The 22,183-nt window shown below is 42.7% G+C and carries 18 protein-coding genes; 14 read left to right on the forward strand and 4 right to left on the reverse strand.

What is annotated here, in order from left to right; all coding sequences use genetic code 11:
• Positions 1-84 precede the first annotated feature (84 nt).
• Entirely contained in the window at positions 85-900 is an 816-nt protein-coding gene (locus PJIAN_RS10820; RefSeq protein WP_068706418.1) for an SDR family oxidoreductase, read from the reverse strand.
• A 691-nt stretch (positions 901-1,591) separates the two neighbouring features.
• Here PJIAN_RS10820 and PJIAN_RS10830 point away from each other — a divergent pair.
• The 3 genes from PJIAN_RS10830 (at position 1,592) to PJIAN_RS10840 (ending at position 4,520) form a co-directional block, all read left to right on the forward strand.
• Positions 1,592-2,092, forward strand: coding sequence for a hypothetical protein (locus PJIAN_RS10830; RefSeq protein WP_153802552.1), 501 nt, complete (start codon positions 1,592-1,594; stop codon positions 2,090-2,092).
• 78 nt (positions 2,093-2,170) lie between these two features.
• A complete protein-coding gene (locus PJIAN_RS10835; protein ID WP_153802553.1) occupies positions 2,171-3,046 on the forward strand; it encodes a Cbp1 family collagen-binding glycoprotein adhesin in 876 nt (291 codons plus the stop codon).
• 154 nt (positions 3,047-3,200) lie between these two features.
• Positions 3,201-4,520: a sigma-54-dependent transcriptional regulator gene (locus tag PJIAN_RS10840; RefSeq protein ID WP_068704944.1), complete on the forward strand. Its 1,320-nt coding sequence runs from the start codon at positions 3,201-3,203 to the stop codon at positions 4,518-4,520.
• Here PJIAN_RS10840 and PJIAN_RS10845 read toward each other — a convergent pair.
• Positions 4,510-6,693 (reverse strand): ATP-binding protein, encoded by a 2,184-nt coding sequence (locus tag PJIAN_RS10845; RefSeq protein WP_068704946.1) that lies wholly within the window; start codon positions 6,691-6,693, stop codon positions 4,510-4,512. The two genes, PJIAN_RS10840 and PJIAN_RS10845, sit on opposite strands and share 11 nt — an antisense overlap.
• A gap of 379 nt (positions 6,694-7,072) precedes the next feature.
• The gene (locus PJIAN_RS10850) at positions 7,073-8,239 is read right to left on the reverse strand and encodes an aldose epimerase family protein (protein WP_068704948.1); all 1,167 of its coding nucleotides are present in this window, start codon (positions 8,237-8,239) and stop codon (positions 7,073-7,075) included.
• A 352-nt stretch (positions 8,240-8,591) separates the two neighbouring features.
• Between PJIAN_RS10850 and PJIAN_RS10855 the strand changes: the two genes are divergently transcribed.
• The 6 genes from PJIAN_RS10855 to PJIAN_RS10880 all read left to right on the forward strand — a co-directional run bounded on the left by PJIAN_RS10855 (position 8,592) and on the right by PJIAN_RS10880 (position 14,611).
• Positions 8,592-9,158 carry a hypothetical protein gene (locus PJIAN_RS10855; protein ID WP_153802554.1) on the forward strand — a complete coding sequence of 189 codons (567 nt, stop codon included), beginning with the start codon at positions 8,592-8,594 and terminating at the stop codon, positions 9,156-9,158.
• Positions 9,159-9,359: 201 nt separating this feature from the next.
• Positions 9,360-10,361: a hypothetical protein gene (locus tag PJIAN_RS10860; protein ID WP_153802555.1), complete on the forward strand. Its 1,002-nt coding sequence runs from the start codon at positions 9,360-9,362 to the stop codon at positions 10,359-10,361.
• A gap of 168 nt (positions 10,362-10,529) precedes the next feature.
• A complete protein-coding gene (locus PJIAN_RS10865) occupies positions 10,530-11,162 on the forward strand; it encodes an NAD(P)-dependent oxidoreductase (RefSeq protein ID WP_068704955.1) in 633 nt (210 codons plus the stop codon).
• Between the two features lie 288 nt (positions 11,163-11,450).
• The gene (locus tag PJIAN_RS10870) at positions 11,451-12,812 is read left to right on the forward strand and encodes a glycoside hydrolase family 28 protein (RefSeq protein ID WP_068704957.1); all 1,362 of its coding nucleotides are present in this window, start codon (positions 11,451-11,453) and stop codon (positions 12,810-12,812) included.
• Positions 12,813-12,952: 140 nt separating this feature from the next.
• Positions 12,953-13,309, forward strand: coding sequence for a hypothetical protein (locus PJIAN_RS10875; protein WP_068704959.1), 357 nt, complete (start codon positions 12,953-12,955; stop codon positions 13,307-13,309).
• Positions 13,310-13,438: 129 nt separating this feature from the next.
• Positions 13,439-14,611 (forward strand): M24 family metallopeptidase, encoded by a 1,173-nt coding sequence (locus tag PJIAN_RS10880; protein ID WP_068704961.1) that lies wholly within the window; start codon positions 13,439-13,441, stop codon positions 14,609-14,611.
• A 104-nt stretch (positions 14,612-14,715) separates the two neighbouring features.
• Here the strand turns inward: PJIAN_RS10880 and PJIAN_RS10885 are convergent, their stop codons facing one another.
• Positions 14,716-15,060: a hypothetical protein gene (locus PJIAN_RS10885; RefSeq protein WP_068704963.1), complete on the reverse strand. Its 345-nt coding sequence runs from the start codon at positions 15,058-15,060 to the stop codon at positions 14,716-14,718.
• Between the two features lie 303 nt (positions 15,061-15,363).
• On the opposite strand from PJIAN_RS10885, the gene PJIAN_RS10890 reads away from it, so the two are divergent.
• From PJIAN_RS10890 to PJIAN_RS10910, 5 genes are all read left to right on the forward strand, one after another.
• Complete coding sequence (locus PJIAN_RS10890) at positions 15,364-17,544, forward strand: outer membrane beta-barrel family protein (protein WP_068704965.1); 2,181 nt, start codon at positions 15,364-15,366, stop codon at positions 17,542-17,544.
• A gap of 15 nt (positions 17,545-17,559) precedes the next feature.
• Complete coding sequence (locus PJIAN_RS10895; protein ID WP_068704967.1) at positions 17,560-18,588, forward strand: sensor histidine kinase; 1,029 nt, start codon at positions 17,560-17,562, stop codon at positions 18,586-18,588.
• Positions 18,582-19,277 (forward strand): LytR/AlgR family response regulator transcription factor, encoded by a 696-nt coding sequence (locus PJIAN_RS10900; RefSeq protein WP_068704969.1) that lies wholly within the window; start codon positions 18,582-18,584, stop codon positions 19,275-19,277. The genes PJIAN_RS10895 and PJIAN_RS10900 overlap by 7 nt, the downstream gene beginning before the upstream one ends.
• A 459-nt stretch (positions 19,278-19,736) precedes the next feature.
• A complete protein-coding gene (locus PJIAN_RS10905) occupies positions 19,737-21,272 on the forward strand; it encodes an alpha/beta hydrolase family protein (RefSeq protein ID WP_068704971.1) in 1,536 nt (511 codons plus the stop codon).
• 113 nt (positions 21,273-21,385) lie between these two features.
• Positions 21,386-22,120 (forward strand): lysophospholipid acyltransferase family protein, encoded by a 735-nt coding sequence (locus PJIAN_RS10910; RefSeq protein ID WP_068704973.1) that lies wholly within the window; start codon positions 21,386-21,388, stop codon positions 22,118-22,120.
• Positions 22,121-22,183: the final 63 nt, after the last annotated feature.

The following is a 22,183-nucleotide window of genomic DNA, read 5'->3' on the forward strand; positions in this document are numbered from 1 at the left end:
GTTCAATTTGAAAATTAGTCAATTTGAAAATCCGAGAATGAGAAACCGATTGCTCAACACTCGTTACTCACTACTCGTTACTATTTATACTCCCGAATAGGCATCGAAGCCTCCGTCAACGATGATGTTTTGCCCGTTAACGAAGCGAGAAGCATCGCTACACAACCATTGAATGGTTCCGTTGAGCTCGTCGGCAACGCCCATGCGGCCAAAAGGTGTGGAATTGATGATTTTGTTTCCACGAGGAGTTAATGATCCGTCCTCGTTGGTCAATAAAGTACGGTTTTGTTCTGTCAGGAAGAAACCCGGGCAAATAGAATTGACCCTGATTTTATCGCCGTATTTCTGAGAATATTCCACTGCCAGCCATTTTGTAAAGTTCTGAATAGCGCTTTTTGCAGCGGAATAGCCGATAACACGTGTCATCGGGCGGGCAACGGTTGCCGATGTGAAGTTGATGATGTTTCCTTCTTTGCGATCTACCATTTCTTTTGTGAAAACGCGGGTAGGGTAGATGGTTCCATAAAGGTTGAGATCGATAACCTGACGCAATTGCTCTAAGTCAAGATCGAAAAATGATTGTTCGGGAAGAACGTTGGCTCCTGCACGATTGCCTCCGGCGGCATTGATAAGGACGTCTACAGGTCCGAATTTAGCTTTGATTTCGTCATGATTTTGTTGCAGGATATCAATGTTGAGAACATCAGAGACTAAAAACAGAGCTTCGTGACCTTCTGCTTTGATTTCATTTTCAAGGGCTTTGCCTTTTACTGCATCACGTCCCAAAATAGCAACTTTTGCCCCTTGGGCAGCCAGGTGTTTACTGATAGAACTGCCAAGTACGCCAGTCCCGCCGGTGATTACGATCACTTTACCGGCAATGTTGAATTCATTTTTCATATTGAAGATTAAAAAGGGTCGGTTGTGCATTATCTGCCTGCAACCGACAATTGCAAAATTATATATTTAGTTATTTGTAGTTCCTGAATTTTGATACATTTGGTTTCAATATAGGTTCTCTGCTGCTACTTTTGATACAGGTAATATAACTATCGAAACATTTTTACATATAAACCGAATACTGTCACATTGTTGAAGTATACAAGTATTAGACAGGAAGCAACAGGCACAGGGTAGTCACATATTTATTTTATCGGTATGTAACGTGCACTCTGTGATTCATTCGTGTCCGATCACGGATTTGAATATGTGTGTGGATTATGGCGTACGATAAAAAGGAAAATAAATACATGCCTGTTACCAGAAAGAATCTTCGGCAGATGGAAAATATTTGCGACTTCAAAGATAGCAAGATGTTACCGTCTTTCAATGTTTATAAGCAGAGTTCTTTGCATATTTTTGAGGAGAGCAATGGCAGAAGAGATTCCTGTTTCAGGATTCAGTTGCATATCGTATCCATAAGTGGGTGAAATAGTTGATTCTCCTCACCCGGTTCCCCGCAATTCCACACTTTTCCACAATGCGTATTAATTGCAAGTATCTGTTTATTAGGGTGTAATGATTTTGGCATAATTGTTGGATGTTATTTGATATAAACAACCAGGTACACAACTTTTAAAAAGTAGAAATCATGAAATCACTAAAATTGATAATCGTTGGAGTGATGTTATTGTTTGCAGGTGCAATGCAGGCACAGGTTTCAATCAATATAAATCTGGGAAGCATTCCTTCATGGGGACCTCGTGTACAGGAGGATGTGCGGTATTATTACCTTCCTGATGTTGATGCTTACTACGATCTGAGAACCGCTATGTTTGTATTCTCTTATAATGGATGCTGGGTTCGCCAACGTCATCTTCCGGAAGTATACCGTAATTATAATCTTTATGATGGTCGGAAAATTGTGATGAGAAATTATTACGGAGATTCTCCTTATTCTTATTACAGAGGCAGAGGCGAATACAGAGATAACCGGATGGCACAACGTCAGGAAAGAAATGAACGCAGGTATGATGAATTTAACGACCGACGAATGCGCGAAGAGCACAACTGGAGAGGTAACGATGACAGGCAGAATTTCAGACACGATAATGGCCGTGGACACGGACAGAAGAGAGGTTGGGAATATTGAATAATAAGAACATTTTGAAATGTTTGTCAGTATATTTGTAACGTTTTTAATATATTATAAACCATTAAATTTACAACAATGAGAACAATCAGATTTTATGTAATGCTTACAGTGCTTGCTTTTGTAGCAGTATCTTGTGTCGAAAATTCTTCGAAATACAAAGCTGCTATTGCACAGCGTGATTCACTGGCGCTCCAGAAACAAATTATGGATTCCAGCTACAATCAGACACTTACGCTTTTGAATGATATTGAAACCGGCTTTTCTGAAATCAATCAGACCGAAAGCAATATGAAGCTTAACCTCAAAGGAGTTGAGGGTTCAACAAACAAAAGAGCTCAGATAGCAGCTCAGATGAAAGCGATTAAAGAAACGATGGAGAAGAACAAAGCCAAAATTTCAGAACTTCAACGTTTGGTAGGAAAAAACAGCAAAGCTACCGCACAATTGCAGGAAACAATTAAACGTCTTCAGACAGAACTCGATGCCAAAACTACTCAGCTTCAATCATTACAGGCTGAACTGGAACAGAAAAATATCAAAATTACTGAGCTGACGACTACAGTTACAGAACAAGGGAAAAATATTGCAGAACAAAGCAGCACAATAGAACAGCAAAAAACAACTATCAAGACTCAGGATGTCGATCTTCATTCAGTTTGGTATGTTGTAGCTACTTCAAAACAATTGAAAGAAAACAAAATTGTGACCGGAGGTGGTCTCTTCAAATCGAAGAAACTTTCAGCAAGCGATTTCGATCAAAAGAACTTTACACAGGCTGATTTAAGAAGTCTTTCTTCAATCCCGACCAATAGCAAAAGTGTAAAAATTCTATCACTTCATCCTGCTGACAGCTATAAATTAGTAACTGGCGCCGATAAGAAAATCACTATTGAGATTACCAATCCTTCTAAATTCTGGAGTGCATCTAAATATCTGGTTGTTCAAATATAATAGTTTTATTATTTACAAAAATACCGGGACAATGTTCCGGTATTTTTTTTGTTTAGATTCAGAGAAAGACCGAAACCTGTGTTTTTAATTATGATGGATTCCTATGTGTTCAGGGGCACAAATATCCGCTAAATTGTTTATTTTTGCTCCCTGTATGAAACAAACGATTTTATTGATCGAAGATGATGCCACTTTTGGAACAATGTTACAAAAATGGTGTGGTCGGAATGGATTCGAGGCAGAATTATGCTCAGATATTGCTTCGGCACAGGCAGAATTGACACATAAGAAGGTCGATCTTGTGCTGAGTGACTTGCGTTTGCCTGATGGTGACGGCATCATGCTTTTGCACTGGATGCGCGACCTGAATATGGATACACCTGTCATTGTGATGTCCAGCTATGGGGAAATTCAGAGTGCAGTGGCGGCAATGAAACTCGGCGCTGAGGATTTTTTGGAAAAACCAATGAATCCTGCCATTTTGAAAGAAAAGATAGAACAGGCTCTTTTGAAGAAACCGGTAGAAGCAAAGCCCGTAAAAGCTGTCAAAGCGAATGTAGATGGCATGGTGATGGGTAAAAGCGCGGTGGCTCGTCAGATGTACGATCATATTCTGAAGGTAGCGCCTACACGCATGTCGGTGCTTATTATGGGAGAAAGCGGAACCGGAAAGGAATATGCCGCGCGAATGATTCATGAAAACAGTCCGCGTCGTAGCAAGCCTTTTATTGCTGTCGATTGCGGTAGTTTATCGCGCGAACTGGCACCGAGCGAACTTTTCGGTCACCTGAAAGGATCATTTACATCTGCCATTGAAGATAAAACAGGTGTATTTGTGCAGGCCGACCAGGGAACCGTTTTCCTTGACGAGGTAGGCAATCTTTCGTACGAGGTACAGGTGCAGTTGTTGCGTGCGTTGCAGGAACAAAAAGTGCGGCCGGTTGGGTCCGTGAAAGATATAAAGGTTGATGTGCGAATTCTTGCCGCGACCAACGAAAATCTGGAAGAAGCTATTGCCGAAGGGCGTTTCCGCGAAGATTTATACCATCGGCTCAACGAGTTTTCTCTTTTTATTGCTCCCATCCGCGACAGGAAAGGCGATATCGAAATATTTGCGAATGAATTCCTGCGTCAGGCAAACGAAGAGCTGGATAAATCGGTTCAGGGATTTTCATCGGATGCAATGGCATTGCTCGAAAAGCACCACTGGAGCGGTAACCTGCGTGAATTAAGGAACACGGTACGACGTTTGGTGTTGTTTGCCTCAAACGACATTATTACGGTTGATGACATTCCCGCTTTTGCTTCCCAATCGACCAATGAAGATCTTGCTTTGCAACCCGACAATGAGCGCGAGCAGATAGAGAACGTGTTGCGTAAAACAAGGGGCAATAAAACGCTGGCAGCACAATTGTTGAAAATAGACCGCAAAACACTCTACAACAAAATGCATCTTTACGGCATCAAACTTTAATTTCCAGAATGGCTTTTACATCGTTTTGCCAACCGTCATACGATTTGCCCCGCTGAGCATCCATACGGCGAAGGGCTTCGGACGGATAACCCAACAATACAAACATGGGCAGCATTTTGTGGCACACAGCCTGCGCTTTGTCAAAGTCGTCGCTGACGAGCGTCTCTTCCAATAGTTTGTAATTTTCAAAGGTAGAAGTCCGAAACATTTCCTTGATCTCTTCATCGTCATCTTCCAGGAAACTGTCGGTTACCGGTTCTCCTTCACCGAAAATCTCACGCAGCGACTCCAATGAGAATGGTTTTGGTAAGAAACTTTCGAACCCGAGATGATTTGCTTTTTCTGCTGTAAAATCGCTGTGACCTGTCATTATAACAACCGGAGTGGTGCCTGCTGAGGCAAGAATGTCCATCCCGGTACGTTCTCCCATTTCCATGTCGGTTAAGATAACATCGCAGTCCGTCTCCACTATTTTGTGTCCCAGTCGTGTCAGCATATCGCACGCCATTTGGGCAATTACCGGATCATCGTCATATACGGTGATTTTTTTAGTGCCTTTTTTGATTCGTATTTCAGCTTCCCGGCAGGGTATGGTAACTTTCACACTAGTGCCTTTCCCGACTTCAGAAACAACATGGATACTTCCGTATAACAAATCGATCAGTCCTTTTACCACGTACAAGCCTAAGCCGGTGCCGTGTGCCAGCGCGTTGTTGCTTTCTACCCGGGAGAAAGGTTCATAAATTTCCTCCAGCTTGTCGGCGGGGATTCCGGCTCCGGTATCGGTTACTTTAATGAAAAGTTGATATCCGTTATGCGTAGTGTGGAGCGATATTGACCCTTCACTGGTATATTTGATAGCGTTTGACACCAGATTGATGATGATCTGCTTGATTTTCATTTGGTCGGATTTGAGTCGAACCGTATCCGAATCGAATGTAAATTTCAGCCCTTTCTTTTCAGCCAGCGGAAGGAACATCTGACCGGTTTCCTCATTCAATTCAGCCAGAGAAAAATTGCTGGAAGTGATTTGCAACGAACCTTGTTCGAGGCTGGAGAACTCAAGCAGATTTTCCAGCAAGGCCAGAATATGCCTGGCGGAGTTTTGCATCGATTTGATGTCTTCGCCCTGCTGTCGGCGCAATTCCAGATAGCCGAGGATGGAGCCCAGCGGACTTTTAATGTCGTGCGAAACGGAAAGTAACAGTTTGTGCCGGCTCTCCATTACCTGACGAAGGCGTTCGCGTGCTTCTTTGCCTTTGTTTACATCGTAGATAATGAGCAGTATAAACGCAAGTATAAGTCCCAGAGCCACAATACCGCCCACCACAGAAAGTGTATAGTTGCGATTGATGGATTTTTCACTTCGATCAATGGTTCCCAATACAGAATTCAGGGTTTGACGGTGTAGATCGAGTAATACACCGGCTATTTGGGTCGATATTTCTCTGTCGGATGCGATTTGACGAGCCACCTGTTGTTCAATGGCTTTCATATTCTTTTCGTAGCGTTTACCTTCAACCAGCGCCAAATCGTTCACCTCGGTCAGGATCGGTGCAGGTGCTTCGGCACCTACCTTTACGGTATCGACTCGTACGTTCGAAATCACCATCGTGGTGTTTTTACTGGGGCTGAAAAGCTCTCCCAACCGTTTGAAAAAGCCCTTTTTCTTTTCCGGTTTTTTATAGACAGTATCTTGTTTCACCGTTACCACTCGGGAAGGAATACTTGGCAGAGGTTTGTATTTTCGAATGCGTTCACTGATGAGCGTAAGCGGATTTTTGTTCCCTAATTGACGGTTGAGAGCTGCAACTTCGGAGGTTTGGCGTGCCAACAGGATTTTGATCTGCAGTAATTTGGCTTTTCCAACAGGTTCATTGACGGCGAGAGTGTCAATCAGTACATTGATGGAAAGTAGTTTTTTGCCGAATTTATTGATATAGGTAGTGTCGTGAGTGGAAACAAAAAGGCTTACCGAAGATTGTGCTTCACCTACAGCATAGATCAATTCATTGGTGAGTGCAAGCACCTGATGCTGCTTTTCTATTTCTGTCCGCTGGCTGTTGATGTTGCTTCTCATGTTGTACAAAAACACAACCATCACCGCAACGGCAATTCCCGTGATAATGTACAGACCGGCAGCCTTGAAACGTATTTTATTCTCGATATTCATGTCGCAAAGGTAGAGATAAATTTGAGGATATTTTTGCCTTTGTTGGTTGTGTTTGGATTCTTAGCTGACGAAAAAGGGACGTCGTATTTTTACTTAACGCTGTAAGCGTTTTCCCGCGACAGGGAAACCGCTACGCGGTTCAGAATGCATATTGCCTCTCTCGTGCTTGCACCCCGATGAATCGGGGCGTTATTTTTGGGTTACGACTTTGTCGTAAGAAGCCTCTTGGGTTATTATGCTTATGTTGCAGACAGTCAAGTGGTTCTTGATTGTTTGGATTGTTACGGATAAACTGCTTGAAGTTTGTGCGTTGACATAAAAAAGGCTGCCCGAAAATTATTCAGACAGCCTTAAACTCTTCGTTATTGACCCAAATATGTTATTTCTTTACAGAGAATTTGTAAATGGTTGTAGTGTTGTACACTTTACCCGGAGCCAGTTCGATAGAAGCGAAGTTCTTGTGGTTAGGAGCATCGGGGAAGTGTTGTGTTTCGAGGCAAAGTGCAGTGCGGTAAGCATCTTTGATGCCGTTTTTGAATGCGCTAGAACCATTCATAAAGTTACCGGCATAGAATTGCAGACCCGGTTCTACGGTGTAAACATCCATCACGATGCCCGATTTGTCGCCGGTAAGAGTGCAAGCTTTGAATATTTCGCCCGGCTTGCCGTTAAGTACGAAATTGTGGTCGTAACCTTTGCCGAATTTCAATTGTTGATTGCCTTTATCGTTGATGCGTTCGCCGATAGCAGTAGCTTTGTTGAAGTCGAACGGAGTACCTGCAACCGGAGCTAATTCACCGGTAGGAATCAATGTGCTGTCAACCGGAGTCATTTTGTCTGCGTTGATCTGCAACAGGTGATCGAGGATCGTACCGCTGCCTTCACCGTTCAGGTTATAGTAAGCATGGTTGGTAAGGTTGACAATCGTTTTTTTGTCGGTAGTAGCTGTATACTCCATTTTCAGGCCGTTATCGGCAGTAGCGGTATAAGTTACTTTGATGCTCAAATTGCCGGGGTAGTGGCCTTCGCCGTCTTTCGATAGGTAGCTCAATACCAGTGTTGAGTCATTCGGTTGAGCTGCATCCCAAACTACGTCCTGATAACCGGCTTTGCCACCGTGGAGTGAGTTAGGACCATCGTTTGTATCCAGTTGATATGCTTTGCCGTCAACTGTGAATTGACCTTTGGCGATACGATTGCCTACGCGGCCAATCAATGCACCATAATATTGAGCCAATGGATTGGTATATTCTTTCAATGTAGCATGGCCAACCACCACGTCGGTAGCTTTACCGTTTTTGTCAGAAACAACCAGACCGACGATACGTCCGCCATAGTTGGTAATATAGGCCGTTAAGCCACTTTTATTTTTTACTGTGTAGAGCGAAACGGCTTTGCCATTGATTGTATCCGTAAAGTTCTTCTTTTCAGGAGTTACAACTTTGATAGAATCGGATTGGTCTGCCTTTTTTGCCGAAGAGTGGCAGGAGGTAAATCCAAAAGTTAGCGCCGACAGGCACAAAGTGGTCAGGATTGTTTTCTTCATACGATATTGATTTATAAGTGTTGGGTTTGTGTATTTGCTTTACTGAAAAATGCGCTGTAAAATTCGTACATGTTCCTGATATTTGCAAATAATAAGTGTAAAAATTACAAATATTTTTTTGAAGTCAAAGGAAAGAGAGAGAGCGCACGCTTCATCTTTCGATAATCAAAAAGAAAATTAACAAAAATACGAGTGAATTGAAAATGAATTTGTAGATTTGAAGCGCGTAATAATTAACCAGTATTTTCGACTTTCGACCACTCGGGATTGCAAATCCGACGGGACGAGAAAATATGAGAGACTGTGTAATACATCCATAGGTGTTGTAGCTTATGGTAAAACAGAAGCGAATATGAGAAGATTGTTAATAATAGGAATTCTTATTTTTACGACAATGTATGGTAAGGCATCGCAACAGGATGAGACTGTATGCCGACAAATAGTTGTTGATTTTTATAAATGGTATAGTCAAAAATTATCTAGTAATAATGCTTCTGAGTTTCAACCAAAATTTGCACAAGACGAAAATGGTTATACGACATTAGACTTCACGGCATATGTGAAAAATCTAAAGAGAATGAAATGTTCTGATAGTTTTATAAACCGTGAAATTGAAAGCTATACACTTTGCATTGAGAACTTAAAGAAAATAAAATATAGAGAAATTGAAGATAAATTGCCGGATTTATCTGACTATGAAAATATAAAATGTGATTTTTTCAATATACACAGATGGACGATGAGTATGGAAAATTTTTCAGGTGTTGAGATAAAAAAGACTACTGTACAAAAAGATAAATCTGTTGTCTATGGAATAATTTATGAGGATACTCCAGATAAAAAGTATTACTATGGCAATGTTGTTGTTACATTACTCAAAATTGGAAATATTTGGATGATAGATGATATAAAAATATGAAATTCTCGTTTCGTCGGATTTGCAATCCGACGACGGAATGTAGTATAGGGATCTGCGATCCCGTAAATATAAAATTCAAAAGAAAAGCTTATGAGCATTGCACACAGGGTGAATGGGCTTGATACCCGTAGTAGTTGTGTAATTATCGGATTATAAATTCTAATACCCGATTCCGACGGGACGAGATAAACATAATAGACAGTGAGATCAATAAATAAAAAGAAAAAAAAGAAAATTGTAGGAATTGGTTTGACACCATTTTTGATTGTTGTAGGTGTAATTGGTTTGTTACTAACGGTGTATATTGGCTATCGAGCTTCATTAACTGACAGAAAATTGTTCTCCTTAAGCCTACTTGCATTATTTGCAGGGCTTCTTTTTGAGAGCTTTAGAATTTCTGACAACTGGAAGACCGTAATCGGAATTTTTTGTGGAGCTTATCTATTGAGTTTGTTCTGTTTTTTACCAGGAAAACACGAATTTGATTACAATTTTGAGAACCATATAGAAATTTGGCCATATTCTTTTATATTTTTGTTTGCACTGATTTTTGCAATTATTCATAAAGATAGAGTTACTGCTAAACTTACAGAAGGAACTACTTTGTTACTTTCGATTTCATTAATATACTGGGCGTTTGACTATGGATTAATGAATTATCATAACTGGTTTTCCATTTCCCTAATGATACTTGGATTTTTACTTGCAACCTTTTCTATAATTAATGCATTGACACATATACGCCTTTCAAGGACAAACAGATTAGTATTAAGCGTTTGGAGTACAGTGATCATGTTTGCATTTGCAATTGACAATATCATTCGTGTATTTTGCAATCCAAGCATTGAAAGTTCGCCGTATTTATCAGAAAGCCTCTACATTGGCACGCAATATTTTTTATTGGGCGTTTCTGCTGTATATATCATGCAGAACTATATGTTGTTAGTAGCCTTTCTCCCAAGCAGAAATAGTAATTACAAAGATGATTTTAGAGAAAATAAGGAAGACCATATTAATCGTTATTCGGATAAACAGATCAATATTGGACAATCCATTTTTTGTATCATATTTACGGTAACAGTTTATTGGTTAAATTATAAATTTCAATTTTTGCCAAGACATACCATGATTTGGCTTGTGTTTTTGACTTTTCCAATGATTTTGTATGTGATAACATTATTCAATAGTCAAAGAAACTGCTGATAGCACTAGGTATATATCATGCTGGGGTTGCCGTGGTTTTCGGGACACCGCTGTCAGTCGGGACTACCCGCCCAATGACCAAACCTCTGTTGTTAAGGGCAAGTTAGAATGAATGCTAGAATCGGGATATTTTTTACCTGATAACCAAACTTAATAAAACTCAAGCTTATGAAGATAGTTGTATTCGGTGCAAGTGGAAAGACAGGCCGGTTATTAATAGAAGAAGCATTAACATCGGGTTATGAAGTAATTGCTTATGTCCGAAACAAAGAGTCTGTAAAATCAGTTCATCCAAATTTAAGAGTTGTTGCAGGTCAACTCAATGAAAAGGAAAAACTTAAATCGGTCATTATCGGATCGGATGCCTGTATCTCTACTCTGGGTGGAGCATCTCTGACAAAACACAATCACGGAATAATAGAAGGCATTGATAATATCGTCGATATAATGGAAGAAGTGAATGTGAAGCGCTTTATCTATTTATCGAGTATCGGTGTCGGAAATAGTCGCCAGTACATGGCACAACCCGCTCGTTTTTTGATTGCCGATTTAATGCTTCGTGTACCTTTGGCTGATCACAATGCAAACGAAAGCCGGATCACTCAAAGTCAACTCGAATGGACGATCATCCGTCCCGGTGGTTTAACCGATGGAGCAAAGTCTGAGAATCTCAAACATGGTACGGAATATACAAAACTAAAAGGAAACCTAAGTATTTCACGTTCAAGTGTGGCCACTTTTATTTTAAATCAATTCACCGATAGTATCTATGTGAATAAATGCGTTTGGTTGTATGAATAAATCAGTGTGAATGCTAATGTTGAAAGTTTTATAAATGGAGATGAATAGAGAAAACTGTCGCTGGTAAAGACTATATTCAATAAGGTTTTCAGTGTAAATACAAGATTATGTTCCCCGTTCTCCGAAGTGTTTAAAGCAGATTGGGGTTCGGTGTATGGTCCCCGTTAGGCGCAAGCTGACCAAAAAGGAAACCTCCGCTACCACCCGTGATCGCAAATCCGACGGGACGAGATATGGCGAAGATCGTAGCCGAGGATCTGGAACAGCTTGAAAAAAACAGTTAATTATATGATATTCAATTATAAAGTGCTCTTTTGTTCTTTTGCTTTAGTCCTCTTTACGACGCAGACGTTTGCAGCCAAACCGATCTACGATGTTTATAGATTTGGTGCTGTGGGCGATGGCAAAACTAACGACCGCATTGCCATTCAGCGAGCTATCGACCGTTGCTCGGGAAGCGGCGGCACCGTGTTACTGCGTAAAGGAACATTCCTTACCGGGCAGTTAAAACTGGGCAGTAACATGACGCTTTGCATAGATTCTTCAGCTACGCTTCTGGGTATCATGTCCGATAGCGAGACTGATTATCCGCATCATATGATTGAAACGGTATATCCCAACCGGATGAAAGACGATTGCCAGCGCCGTCTGATCTACGGAAACCATCTGCACAACGTACGGGTGACTGGTGGTGGAACTATCAACGGACAAGGTGATTATACACCGTGGATGCATGTAAAGGATATTGGGACGGAAAAAGACCGGCCTTCTATCTTTGCTTTTGTGGGGTGTCAGAATATCACCGTAAGCAACCTGTCGTTGCAGAAGCCAGCTTGCTGGACACAGGTCTATATCGAATCGGACAGTATTACGCTTCGGGGACTGAAAGTCAATACCGGCCGTCTCACACCCAATCGCGATGGTATTGACATTGTGGATTGCCACAAAGTGTTGATCGAAGATTGCGATATTCAGGCGGAAGATGATGGCATTTGCTTCAAAAGCGGTAGCGAATATGGCTGCAAAGAGGTAACGGTAAGGCGATGCCGCATCGACAAACTGAACGTACCTGCAGGCAATTGCTTCAAGCTGGGAACCGACGGCTTAGGTTCGTTTGTGAATTTCGACGTTTCGGAATTGACCCTGAAAAATGCAGCGCAGAATACGGGTCTGTGTATCGAATCGATGGATGGCGCGCTGATCGATAACCTGAAATTCAATAATTGCAATATAACCAACTGCGGACAAGCCGTTTTTGTAATGCTGGCCGACCGCAAACGGACTGTTCCCGGACGGGAGAAACGTATCGGTGCTGTTTCGAATATCAGCTTCAAAAATATAACCGCCAGAAACTTTACCCATCAATATCCATCTATAATTACCGGCGTAAAAGGGCACAATGTGCAGAATGTCAGTTTTGAAAATTGTAACTTCGTGCTGAAAGGAGGCGTTCGGGAAACCAATCAAACCGTGATGGAATACGATGGCAAATACCCCGAGGGTAGTTATTTCGGCGATACCGGGGCTTATGCTTTCTTTCTCCGTCATGTCGACAGCGTATCATTTGTCAATTGCAAAATTTCATCAGAACAACCCGATGCCCGTCCCTGGATGGTGCAGGATGATGTGAAGAGTGAGGTTGTCAGATAATCTATTTGATATGCCCGGTATATCACAAACATACCTTCTGAAATAGCCGAATTCAATGACTTTTAACGCAATGGATATTCATTGAAGGATTGACTTTAAATGTTGGATTGAGTAACTTTGAGGATAAAATAGCTTGAATTATGAACAATCGATTTTTCTCCGGGTTACAAGACGTCCATATTCAGAAAACCATTCTACTGCTTGTGGTTTCTCTTGTTTTGATTGGAAGTTCCCTGCTTATAGGTGTCGGGGATAATTTTCCAATGATTGCCATGCTCTTTACAGGCCTGATTATTTTCTTTTTTGCCTTACTCCGCCATTGGCAAAAAGCCGCCTATTTTGTCATCATGGCCGTAATTTTTACCGTAATTCTTATTTTTGTCTGGATTTTTAAGGCTTCGCTGGGTGAAGATATTGCCATGCCTGCCGGATTGGTAAGCATTTCCGCTATTTTAGCCGGTATTATCGGAGCTTATGTCTTTGTTAGTAAAGAATAGCAATGATCTTCAAAGTCTGATGTATCGGCCTGTCCGGATTGATGAATTTTTCTCCGAAAACATAATGATTATCTTTGCACCGAATCTTACACTGCTGTCGGAACAGGCCGCGGGACTACAAAAGAGATTATGTTTACAGAAGAAATATTACCGGAACTTAATAACCGGTGGAAGGCCATACAGAAAGAGATGGCAAAGAAAGGCGCAGATGCCTGCCTGATTGCAGGCAATGTAAATTTGTTTTATGTGGCAGACAGAGTATACAGTGGATATTGTTACCTGCCCGTAAAAGGCGCTCCCTGTTTTTTTGTGAAACGACCGGTAGCCCTGAAAGGTGAGAATGTGTACTATGTAAGAAAGCCGGAACAAATTGCTGAAATCCTTCTCAGGAAAGGTATGGCTCTGCCTCATACGCTTATGCTGGAACTGGACGAGCTGCCATACAATGAGATTGTTCGTTTGCAATCGGTTTTTATACCAGAACAAACGTTAAATGCTACGGCAACTCTTCGTAAGGTCAGGAGTGAGAAATCGGCCTATGAAACCGCTCTGCTGCGCCACTCCGGACAACTGCATGCAGCCTGTTATGCGGAAGTGCCGCGATTGTACCGACCGGGAATGACGGATATCGATTTTTCTATTGAAATAGAGCGATTGTTTCGTAAAAAAGGCGCGCTCGGACACATCCGGGTATTCGGGCAATCGATGGAAATTTTTATGGGAAGCGTAATTGCCGGTGATAATGCGATCAATCCGTCTCCATACGATTTTGCGTTGGGTGGCGGCGGTTTGCACAACTCACTGCCGGTAGGGGTGAACGGAACAATACCGGAGCCGGGCACCACAATTATGGTGGATATGGGCGGAACATTTACCGGCTACATATCCGATATGACACGTGTGTTTTCTATCGGGAAAGTTGCTCCACTGGCTTATGAAGCACATCAAACTGCTCTGGAAATTCAAAGTGACATAGAAGCCAATGCCAAACCGGGCATAGCAGCTTGCGATCTGTACAATGCGGCCATTGAGAAGGTGAAAAAAAGGAATTTGCTGCCTTATTTTATGGGATATAATCAACAGGCCGGTTTTATCGGACATGGTCTCGGCATTGAACTCAATGAGTCGCCGGTATTGGCGCCCCGTTCAAAAGATGTGTTGAAAGCGGGGCATACTTTTGCGTTGGAACCGAAATTCGTAATTCCGGGAACGGGAGCTGTCGGTATTGAGAATACATTTGTAGTAAATGAAAACGGAATAGAAAAACTTACCGTGCTGAACGAAGAAATTGTTGAATTGTAATAGCATGTAAAGTTCAGTGGTAATCCCTGTAATGAGAAGTCCCGGAAATAAGAAGTTTGATAATGACTATCTTATTTTCGGGGCTTTGCTTTTTCTATTTGAGTCTAAGATCTGAAAATAGATGTGTATTTGTTGTGTATGTTTTTAAGGCGGTTGTATTCGGCACAAAGGTACTCGTAAGTGAGATGTACTAATCTGGAATTGTATACTTTGTGCAGAGCAATGTATTTTGAAAGTGTATCGTTAACAACGTCTTCATCATAGTTGTCGGGAAGCTCAGTTACTTTTGCCACGATGCTACCGTGTTTCAATATAAAAATACTGTTGTTCCATGTAATAACGTAGTAGTTGCATTTGTGATCGTCTTTTGCCTGTGTTACAACTTCAGTAAATTTGTGTCGAAGGTCAAGACCTGAGATTGCTCCGAAATTAATATTTTTCGTAATCATTGTAATGTACGCTTATTCTACATCAGCATTAGTTTTAAAAGTTAACGATAGACCATACGTTTTAGAATGAAAGAGTTGAGATGAAAAGTATCAGTTGCAAGATTGATTCAAATATAACGAATTGTAATGTTAAAATCAAGAGAAAAAATGAAGCTTGCAGAGCTTACGCATTTAGAAGTTTAACGAAGGTCAGCTTCTAAAATTCAGAGGTAGGACCGGTTGCAGATGGTCACCTTTTTTGTGCAGGTGGTCAAAAAAAATTGAATGCTCCAGGCCCCGTGAGTAGTTTTGCAGCAAAAAAACATGAAGAAATCTATTTCATTCGTTGCTTCTTTGTTGCTATGTTGCTCTTCCTTTGTATGGGGAACCGACAAGACGGATCAGAAGAAAGACTCCATTGCCATGCACAAATCTATTTCCGAAGTGGTTGTCTACGCACAACGCTCTACGGTTCAGGTAACGCCCGAAAAGCGGGTGATTCATATCGGATCGTCACCCATTGCCTCTTCCGGCAACGCCTATTCGGTGCTGAAAAACCTTCCGGGTATCATTGTCAATAGCGACGGTTCTGTTTTTCTGAACGGGAAATCGGGAGTGAAAGTGTTGATCGATGGCAAGAGCTCCTATCTGGAGGGAACCGAACTGGTTAATTACCTGATGTCGTTACCGGCCTCTTCGCTCGACAAGGTGGAGCTGGTCACCCGTCCGTCGGCCAAATACGAGGCAAGCGGCAATGCCGGTATTATCGATATCTGTATCAAACGGAACAACCAAAGCGGCTTCAGTCTGAATGTGCATGGAAACTACGAACAGGGAAAGTACGGGCGCACCAACGACAATCTATCGTTTACTTACCGACGTGACAAGTTGAATCTTTCCGGTATGTATGGCTATTACCGTGGACACGACTTCAACGACCTGACTATTGCCCGTTATTATCCTGAAACCGCAACGGAGCAGGCGATGGTGTTCGATCAGGATTCGTACCGTCGGCGCTCCGACTACTCGCACTATGCCAATTTTAGCATGGACTATTATGCCACGCCCAAAACCACTTTCGGCATTGCGTTGAAAGGAAACATCTCCGACCGCACCGAAAACGGTTCTATCAGCTCTCTGTTTCATGCTCCTGCTGCGCAAGCCGACTCTACCCTTCGATCGCTGACAGACAATGGCGAAAAGCGCAAAAACTTCACTTTGAGCCTTACTTTTCAACATAAAATTGACTCCCTCGGGAAAACCGTTTCCGCCTCTGTCGACGGGCTCTATTACTCGGTAGAGGAGGATCAGTGGCACAACGATAGGGTAACGATACCGTCGATGAGAAATACGGAATCGACCTCCAAAGCCTTCAAAGACGGAACTATCAAGATGATTTCGGGACGAACGGATCTGACCTGGCCGGTTTCCGACAAACTGCGGTTCGAGGCGGGAGCCAAGAGTGATTTTGTGCACATCGACAACAGATCCGACTATGCCAATCTGGTTGGTTCGCAGTGGGTGGCCGACAAATCATTGAGTAGTACCTTCTACTATCGCGAGAATATCAATGCCCTCTATGCGACGGCCAAAATGCAAAAAGGAGCTATGGCCGCCGAAGCGGGAGTCCGGGTCGAGAATACCAACATCAAACTAACCTCTTTCTCGCAATCGTATACCGACCTCTTCCCAAACCTCAGTTTGACCTGTCAGCTGCCACACAACAATTCACTCAATTTTACCTATGGCAAACGAGTGGATCGACCTAATTACCGTTACCTCAATCCGTTCGTTTATATTTTCGATACCTACACCTACGAGCAGGGGAATACGAATCTCAAGCCACAATTCACCGACCGATTCGACCTGGCGTACCTTATTCGGAAGAACTACCGTTTCGGTCTGTTTTATACCGATACCCGGCAGGCCATTATCAAATCGTACACTGTACAGCCCGGTTCCCGAAGGGTATATGTAATGCCTACGAACATGGTTTCCTACCGTTCGTACGGTTTGCAGGGCGATATCGGACAGCTTTCCGTTGCCCGCTGGTTTCAGTCGGGAATGCATTTGGAGCTGACACAAAACAACTACAAATGGGAGGAGAACGAAATCTTTCTCCGCAACCGCAAACTTACCTTCCAGATCGGAATTCAGAATAAAATCCGTTTGCCCTGGGGCTGCACGGCCGAAGTCAGTGGATTTTACAATAGTGAGATGGCTTACGGGCAGGTAATGGTTTTGCCAGTGTGGCAACTGTCGGGTGGCATACAAAAGAACCTGTGTAAGGGAAATGCCACGCTCAGTATCTTCTCTAACGACTGGTTCAATTCCAACAGAACCCGGGTAAAGGGCAATTTTAGCGGTACGTATGCCACCACCGACGATTTTCAGGATCGTTGTATTGTGGGCATCTCTTTCACTTACAGATTCAAAAAAGGTGAAGGGGCGAAAGAAAGTAAAAGCGACAAGAGTTTTTATGATTCAAAAAGAATAAATTTGTAACCGAAAGCAATGACTATGAACAAACAAAAGATCTGGTTTTGGATAGCGCCGTCTATTTTCGGCATATTGGTGCTGGCGGTGATCCGCTTAGTGAGCGATGTGCCTTCGGAGGCAAAATTCTGGAATCGGCCCATTGCCCTGAATTTGATCGAGGTGGCGTCGTCGATAGTGATTGCCTATCTTTTTCAGTTTGGCATGGTGCTCTACGTTCGGAAGCGGTCTCCCCGCACCGGAGAGCTTACCCCAAAGAAGCTGCTGCTGGAATACCTGGTGATGCTGGTGGTCGGACTTGTTATTATGTATCCCTGTGTGGCTATCATCCATTTTTTCACCAAAGATCCGCTGGGCATCGACGATATTGTCATTGCCGGCATCTCGTTTTCGTTGTTGCTGGTCATTGCTTATGCCATCCTCCGGGGCAATCAACTGTTGCAGGCCTATGTCGATCAGAAGACCAAAACGCAACAGATATCCAACATCCAGATGGAGACGGAACTGAAGTTTCTGAAGGCACAGTTTCATCCGCACTTTCTCTTCAATGCGCTTAATACCATCTATTTTCAGATCGACGAGGCGAATGAAGCGCCCCGAAAGTCCATCGAGCAACTGTCAGCGTTGTTGCGTTATCAGCTTTACGATGTTAACCAGTGCGTAAATTTGGAGCAGGAGCTTCATTTTATCCTTACGTATGTCGATTTCCAGAAAGGACGCATGAATGAGTCGTTGCAGCTCTATATCAATTTCGATCCTTCGCTCGACGGTCACAAGATACACCCGTTATTGCTCTTTCCTCTTGTGGAGAATGCCTGTAAGTATATCGGAGGAAATTATAGGATGAAATTGGAGGCGCTTCGGGAGAATAATGCGTTATGTTTCAGGGTGGAAAATTCCATTCCGCCCGATATAAAACCGGTTTCGCGTTCCGGGGGAGTCGGACTTGAGAATCTTCGCCGGAGGCTCGACCTGCTTTATGCCGGTAAGTATCAGCTGGAGCTGAACCGGACGGAACATTCATTTATAGCTAATTTGACAATAGAATGGTAAAACTGCGATGTGTCATTACCGATGACGAACCGATGGCCCGTAAAGGGTTGCAGGGGTATGTGGAGAAGCTCGACTTTCTGGAGCTGGTTGCGGTGTGCGAAGATGCCGTTCAGTTGAGTAACGTGTTGAAGCAGCAGCCTGTCGATCTGCTGTTTCTCGATATCGAGATGCCCTACATTTCGGGGGTGGAACTGCTCTCAGGATTAACCGATCCGCCGAAGGTGATTATTGTGAGTGCCTACGAACAGTATGCTCTCAAAGGATATGAACTGGACGTGACGGACTATCTGCTCAAGCCGGTGTCGTTCGAACGGTTTCTGAAAGCGGTTAACAAGGTGTACGATCAGGTGACGAAATCGGCGGCTGCTTGTACCGAACCGCAATTTATCTTTGTGAAAACCACTCAAAAGATGGAGAAGGTATTTTTCTGCGATATTCTCTTTGTCGAAGGCATGGAAAACTATGTCTCCATTCAAACTCCATCAGGAAAGGTGGTTACCCATACCTCTTTAAGTGATTTTCTGAAAAAACTATCTCCGTACAAATTTATTCAAATACATAAATCCTATATTATCAATCAGGATCACGTCTCTTCCGTCGAAGGCAACTTGTTGAACATAGGAAAATATAAACTTCCGATCTCCAGAAATTATAAAGCCAAAGTACTGGATGTTTTATTCAAAACTTAAGCAGAAATCTTCCTTTCTCAATTTTTGTGATGAACAGGCATAAAGTCTCGTTCCTGCCGCATTTTATTCTGTTGTGTAACATAGTACACGCAATTAGCAATGTGTTTTCATGTGTATGGCTATTTCAATTGAAATTTGTAGATTTGACATGATTCAAAACAACCTTTATGTTAATACGAAGGGGAATGTTGGTTTTTGACAATAAGAAATGTTGGAGAGAACTCTGGTAGCAAGATTATTTCTGTTGATAACAAATGGAAATAAAAACGCAACCGGATTCGCCTTAAATATTCGAAGAAGACAGGAAGCCAATGGGTGATTGGAGCATGACTTTTAGGCTTGATTCTACGATATCTGACGTTTTGATGATTCGGAAAGATTCCGAAACCGCTTTTTGCTTGAAATGTTTGTAATTCAATTGAAGATAAAGACCTAATTTTCTTATAAAACTAATACTCAATGAAACGCATTTTTCTTTACTGTTTAATTTTGGCTATGCCGAAGTTTCTTTCGGCTCAAAGTGTTTCGGCATCTGCCGGAAACAATCCTGCTCCGGTAACGTTTACAGCCGAACAGGATCATGCCAATATGATGAAACAACTGGGCATAAAGAGCCTGCGACCCGGTCCGAGTGGAGACGAAAAAGCTCCAAACCATGCAAATTACGACGAGTCGAAGGCAAATCCCTGTCCGCAACTTCCAGATGTGCTTACCCTGAAAAATGGCAAGAAGGTGACTTCGCCCGACATGTGGTGGAAGCTTCGTCGTCCCGAAATTGTCGAAGATTTTGAACGTGAAGTCTATGGCCGCTTGCCTAAAAATATCCCGTCCGTTAAGTGGGAGGTGAAGATTACCGATCGTGAGTTTGTCGGACGTATTCCTGTAATTGCAAAACAACTGATCGGACATGTGGACAATAGTCAATGTCCGTCGATTAATGTCGATATTAATATGATGCTGGTGGTACCCGCCAACGTGAAAGGTCCGGTGCCTGTGTTGATGATGTTCGGTCGTCCTTCTTTCCCTTCGCCGGCACAACCTTCGAATGAAGATCTGGACAAAATAAATACAGCTTTCAAAGAGATGATGATAAAGTCAAATTCCGAAATGAAAGCGATATTTGATAAATATCCGGCTTATCAACCGATTACCAAACTGGCTGGTGCTAATTTCTTTGCCCCGGCTCCTGATGGTAAATCGGCACCTACAGAACAACTTTTAGCCGCAGGGTGGGGATACGTTACGATTGACCCTGCCAGTATTCAGGCAGATAATGGAGCAGGATTAACCAGAGGTATTATTGGTCTGGTTAATAAAGGCCAGTCCCGTAGCCCGGAAGACTGGGGAGCTTTGCGTGCATGGTCATGGGGTGCTGCCCGTGGTCTCGATTATCTGGAAACCGATCCGTTGGTGGATGCTAAAAAAGTAGGTATAGAAGGCGTTTCACGTTATGGGAAAGCCGCTTTGGTGACATTAGCTTTCGAACCTCGTTTTGCAGTCGGACTCATCGGTTCGTCAGGTAAAGGAGGTGCGGCATTACATCGCCGTATTTTTGGAGAAGCTGTTGAAAGTCTCGGTAATAGCGGCGAATATCACTGGATGGCGGGTAACTACATCAAATATTCGGCTTCCGAAGCCAGTTTTGGCAGCAAAACCGGTTGTGATCTGCCGGTCGACTCTCATGAGTTGATAGCTCTTTGTGCTCCGCGCTTAACCTTTATCAGTTATGGTATTCCGGAACAGGGTGATGCCCGTTGGCTCGATCAGCAGGGCAGTTATATGTCAACCATTGCTGCCGGAACTGTTTTCAAATTATTGGGAGCACGCGATCTGGGAGTCTCAAATGATTACATGAAAGAACAAATGCCGTTGGTATTGCATGGTTTAATGGATGGCGAACTGGCATGGCGTCAACACGATGGCGGTCATACCGATGCTCCCAATTTTCAGGCGTTTATCCCTTGGGCCAGTAAGATGCTGAAATACACAAAATAACCGATACGATAAATTTGTGACAGTATAATTTCAGTAGGAGGGTAAGAGATAAGATAGATGGTTGTTCGGCTGCTGAGGTAAAATTCATTACTTTTGCATCAAATTTCTGACCAATGCAAAAAATTATCTCTTACCCTCTTTCCGTACTTGCTTACGTGTTGTTCTTCCTTGTTTTGTGTATCTTTCATCCCGTTCAGTACGTGTGTTTCAATTTGTTTGGATATAAAGCACACAAGAAGAGTGTTGATATACTCAATTATTTTTTGTTGCGTATTTTATGGGCAACATTTTCTACTGCTAAAATAGAAATGAAGGCGGAGTTGCCGGAAGGAAAGCCTCTCATATTTGTGGCTAACCATCAGGGTTTGTACGATATTATCGGCATGGGTTGGTTCTTGCGCAAGTATCACCCGAAATATGTAAGTAAAGTGGAGTTGGGTAAAGGAATTCCCAGTGTCTCCTATAACCTGAATCATGGCGGATCGGTGCTGATTGACCGTAAAGATCCGAAACAGGCCTTGCCGGCATTGAAGAAGATGGCCGAATATCTTGAAGCAAACAACCGCTCTACAGTTATCTTTCCAGAGGGAACGCGTTCGAAAAACGGAAAACCGCGTAGTTTTGCATCCAACGGTTTAAAGATATTGTGCAAGTATGCACCTAATGCTCTGGTGGTTCCCGTTTCTATCAATGATTCGTGGAAAGTATTTCGTTACGGGAATTTTCCGTTGGGCGTTGGCAATCACCTCACATTTACCGTTCATGCTCCCATTGAGATAAAAGGGACTGATTTCAATACTCTTTTTGAACAGACCGAAAACGCAGTTGTCGGCGATATCCGATATTAAGCTTTCGGGAACGATTGTCCGGGCCGGCACCTGTTGCTGATTCTGATTCGTTTCATCTAACCA

The organism is Paludibacter jiangxiensis, assembly GCF_001618385.1.
GTDB classification, from domain to species: domain Bacteria; phylum Bacteroidota; class Bacteroidia; order Bacteroidales; family Paludibacteraceae; genus Microbacter; species Microbacter jiangxiensis.

Bases quoted from the DNA above. Each gene is read 5' to 3' on its own strand.
- PJIAN_RS10820 (WP_068706418.1), bottom strand. From the start codon at position 900: ATGAAAAATGAATTCAACATTGCCGGTAAAGTGATCGTAATCACCGGC.
- PJIAN_RS10830 (WP_153802552.1), top strand. From the start codon at position 1,592: ATGAAATCACTAAAATTGATAATCGTTGGAGTGATGTTATTGTTTGCA.
- PJIAN_RS10835 (WP_153802553.1), top strand. From the start codon at position 2,171: ATGAGAACAATCAGATTTTATGTAATGCTTACAGTGCTTGCTTTTGTA.
- PJIAN_RS10840 (WP_068704944.1), top strand. From the start codon at position 3,201: ATGAAACAAACGATTTTATTGATCGAAGATGATGCCACTTTTGGAACA.
- PJIAN_RS10845 (WP_068704946.1), bottom strand. From the start codon at position 6,693: ATGAATATCGAGAATAAAATACGTTTCAAGGCTGCCGGTCTGTACATT.
- PJIAN_RS10850 (WP_068704948.1), bottom strand. From the start codon at position 8,239: ATGAAGAAAACAATCCTGACCACTTTGTGCCTGTCGGCGCTAACTTTT.
- PJIAN_RS10855 (WP_153802554.1), top strand. From the start codon at position 8,592: ATGAGAAGATTGTTAATAATAGGAATTCTTATTTTTACGACAATGTAT.
- PJIAN_RS10865 (WP_068704955.1), top strand. From the start codon at position 10,530: ATGAAGATAGTTGTATTCGGTGCAAGTGGAAAGACAGGCCGGTTATTA.
- PJIAN_RS10870 (WP_068704957.1), top strand. From the start codon at position 11,451: ATGATATTCAATTATAAAGTGCTCTTTTGTTCTTTTGCTTTAGTCCTC.
- PJIAN_RS10875 (WP_068704959.1), top strand. From the start codon at position 12,953: ATGAACAATCGATTTTTCTCCGGGTTACAAGACGTCCATATTCAGAAA.
- PJIAN_RS10880 (WP_068704961.1), top strand. From the start codon at position 13,439: ATGTTTACAGAAGAAATATTACCGGAACTTAATAACCGGTGGAAGGCC.
- PJIAN_RS10885 (WP_068704963.1), bottom strand. From the start codon at position 15,060: ATGATTACGAAAAATATTAATTTCGGAGCAATCTCAGGTCTTGACCTT.
- PJIAN_RS10890 (WP_068704965.1), top strand. From the start codon at position 15,364: ATGAAGAAATCTATTTCATTCGTTGCTTCTTTGTTGCTATGTTGCTCT.
- PJIAN_RS10895 (WP_068704967.1), top strand. From the start codon at position 17,560: ATGAACAAACAAAAGATCTGGTTTTGGATAGCGCCGTCTATTTTCGGC.
- PJIAN_RS10900 (WP_068704969.1), top strand. From the start codon at position 18,582: ATGGTAAAACTGCGATGTGTCATTACCGATGACGAACCGATGGCCCGT.
- PJIAN_RS10905 (WP_068704971.1), top strand. From the start codon at position 19,737: ATGAAACGCATTTTTCTTTACTGTTTAATTTTGGCTATGCCGAAGTTT.
- PJIAN_RS10910 (WP_068704973.1), top strand. From the start codon at position 21,386: ATGCAAAAAATTATCTCTTACCCTCTTTCCGTACTTGCTTACGTGTTG.